This window comes from Hymenobacter agri (assembly GCF_054778495.1).
On record NZ_BAAGZM010000507.1, the window covers coordinates 1 to 3,177 of the forward strand.

A 3,177-nucleotide genomic window follows, 5' to 3' on the forward strand; every position below is an offset into this window, starting at 1 on the left:
CGGCGGTGGTCGCGTAAGAGGCGCCGCTGCCCAGGGTCAGGTTGCGCACGGCCTGGGCGGTGGTGGTCGTGGGCTGTTGCGGGGCTGTGCCCGGGATGGTAACGTCGATGGTGGCCGAGGGCACGGCAGCCGGCGACCAGTTGATGGCCGCGCTGGCGTCGTTGCCGCTCGTGCCCAGCCAGGTGGCGCGGTTGTTCACGATGTCGTTGAGCTCGGCCAGGGTGCGGGCGGTTTTTACCCAGTCCACGGTGTAGCTGGTTTCGCCCGAGCTCACATCGGCCACCTTAAACTGGAAGGTGGGGAGCGTGGTCGCCGCCGTAGTCGAGAGGTAAGTGGGCGTGCTGCCAAAGCCCACCGTGGTGCTCGCCAGGTCGTAGTAGTACACGTCGGTGCCAATGCGGCCGGTCCACCGGTTGGCGGCGTTGCCGTAGGAGCCCAGGTTGGTGTCCAGCGTCACGTTCACGGTGGTCGGCTTGGTCATCTTGATGGCTACGTAGCGGAAATTGGGCGGGTACAGCACCACGCCGTTGGTCTTCCGGATGTCGCCGCGGCCCTTGGCGTTCGACTGCATTATTAGTGGCACGGTCATCACACCGTTGGCGTAGGTAGCCGTGGAGCCCGTGGTGACCGCCACCCAGCCGTCGAGGCTGTTGGTGAAGTTGTCGTCAATCAACCCCACGTCCGCGCCCACGGGATAGTTGGGCTGCGGGTTGAGGTAAAACAGCAGCGAGCCGTAGCCGGGGTTGTCGGCCCCGGGCGGTGCGCCCTCCACCCCGCGGCCCAGCACTTGCAGCGTGTAAGGCATATCGAGGCCCTTACGGAACTTATAGTGGTTGTACACAATCTCAAACACCGGCCGGAAGTTGCCGCGCCCGTTGGCTGAGATGGCTTCGGGCGTCTGGTCGGTGTAGTTGCGCTCGCAGTAGTCGTAGGCCGTGGCGTAGGGCACCGTGTTGCCGAGGTTGTACTTGGCGGTGTACTCGTAGCCGCGCAGAATGGCGTTGTTGGACGCGGCGTAAAAATCAAAGCCCTGCTTCACGCCGATTTCACCTATTTCGGCCAGGCAGCCCAGAGCCAGCATAGAGTGGGGCTGGTCGCGGTTGCTTTCTTCGAGCTGGCCGTCGGCCGTGAGCACGTAGTTGACGATGCTGCCGTTGCCTTCGCCGCTATAGAAGTAGTTGGCGGCGCGGTTGAACATGGCGTTGTCGTCGCTGAACACGGCGATGGCCATCAGGGCCTTCGTGCAGATAATGTCCCAGTTGCCGTGGGCGCAGGGCTTGAAGTTCTGCAACGTGGGGTAGAACACGTTTTTCAGCATGTTCTGGCAGTTCGTAACGTTGCCCGCGGGCCAGGCCGAATAGGTGGCGCGCAGGATTTCGGCCGCGTTGGCAAACATGAAGCCGATGAGCCCGTTCAGTTCCGCATCAGTTCCCTGAATGCCTTGCGTATAGCCCGAATAAGCATCCAGGATTTCAGCGGCCTTTTGGGCGTGGGCCACGTTGCCGGTGATGGTCCAGCGCAGGGCGTTGTAGTAGGCCGCCATGCAGTCGTTTTCCACGCCGACTTTGGCCGTGCCGCCGTTCACACTGCTGTTGGTGGGCGTGCTCACGGTGATGGTGTTGTCGCGGGTGATGTACTGATAAGGGCCGGCCTTGACGTAGGAGGGCGAGGCCAGGCTTGAGGCCGCCAGCAACTGGTAGCTGGCGTAGGCCCGGCCAAACTGGTTGGTCACCTGGTTTCTGATGCGCGTCAAATCGGCCGTGTTGTGCAGAATGCCGGGGTGCACGAAGCTGCCCGTGAAGTTGACGGGCGTGGCCGGCGTGGCCGACAGCCCCACCGCCGTGCGCAGGTCGGCCACCGAGGCAAAGCTCTTCACCCAGCTTACGGAGTACTTGATATCGTTGGCCGCGAGCTGCGCCTGCGTGTAGCTGATTTCGGCCAGTTTGAACTGGAACATGGTCAGTGTCGTAGGCTGCGTGGTCGAAAGCGCAGTAGTGCCGAGTCTGCCCGTGGAGAGGTCCCAGTAGTACACGTCCTCGGTTCCGGTTTCGAGCTTGGTGCTGTTGTTGTTGCTGTTGTTGAACGCACCCAGGTTGGTGTCGAGAAACCAGTTACAGCGCGGCGGCTTGCTCAGCTTCACGGCGATGATGGGGTAGGCGCCGGCGTGGACGGTGGCCCCGCCGACACGCTGAAAATCGCCCCGGTAGCTGTTGGTGCTCACCAGCACGGGCGTCACCACCAGCTTGCCGCCCACGATGCTGCCGCTCGCGCCCGCGTTGGGCACCGTCCAGGCAGGGGAAGGCGTGGCCGAAAAGTCGTCGTTGAGCAGGCCGGCCTGGCCCCTGGCCTTGAGGCCGGTGGCCAGCACTAGCAGCAGCCCCAGCAGTGCCATGGTGGCGGTTGGCCGGAAGGGGAAAAAGCGAAAACGTGCTTCCATTGAAATGAGCGGGAATAGTGGGAATTTGAATAATTCGATGCGGGCAGCCCACGCAACCCAGTTGGCCGCGTGGTTGCTTTTTCAAACTTCGTTTCCCGCTCCACCCCGTCCCTCCTGAACCATCCTGATGGCAAAGGATTTATCGTCCGGGCCGTTTTTTTTTAGGCTAATACAGTATCTCCACAAACCAGAAGCCCCCGGCGGGTGGCCGGGGGCTTCTGGTTTGTGGAACGAGACCGTTCCTCAACGAGACGCAAAACAGTCGTCTCTACGCGAACAGCGTGCTGCCCGTCACCGTGAATCCGCGCGCAATGGCATTTACCGACGGCACATCCAGCGGCTCGTCAAACGCTTCCGAAAAAGCCAGCAGCGGAATGCCCGCCACCGTGGTGGTGGTGCGCAAATCCAGTCCGCCCTGCATGAGGTTGTCCTCGGCCGGGAAGGTGATGCCGGTGGGGGTGCCGGCCGGAACCGTGCCGGCGTTGTAGATGGCGGCCGTTTGGGCAGGCTGTGCCCCGCCGTTGTCTTTGCCCGACACCCAGCTTTTGGGCGAGGCATTGCGCTCGGATTCCAGGCCCGTTACGACGGCGGGAGCCACGCTCGCAGCCGAATTGTTGGTGGGCCCGGCCCGGCGCATGGTGCGCAGGCGCGAGGCGTGCCGGGCCTCCACCGAGTGGATGTTGAGGGCGGCTTCGAGCACCGTTTTGTTGCCCATCAGGTAGGGCGCGCCGCCCTTATAG

The 3,177-nt window shown here is 63.0% G+C and carries 2 protein-coding genes; both read right to left on the reverse strand.

Features of this window, described 5'->3' with window-relative positions; translation table 11 throughout:
* On the reverse strand, nt 1-2,437 hold a 2,437-nt coding region (locus tag ACYVDE_RS18455; RefSeq protein WP_460503017.1), incomplete at its 3' end, for a DUF4979 domain-containing protein.
* Between the two features lie 268 nt (nt 2,438-2,705).
* Nucleotides 2,706-3,177, reverse strand: a 472-nt coding sequence (locus ACYVDE_RS18460; protein ID WP_460503018.1) for a ferritin-like domain-containing protein, incomplete at its 5' end; no start/stop codon positions are given.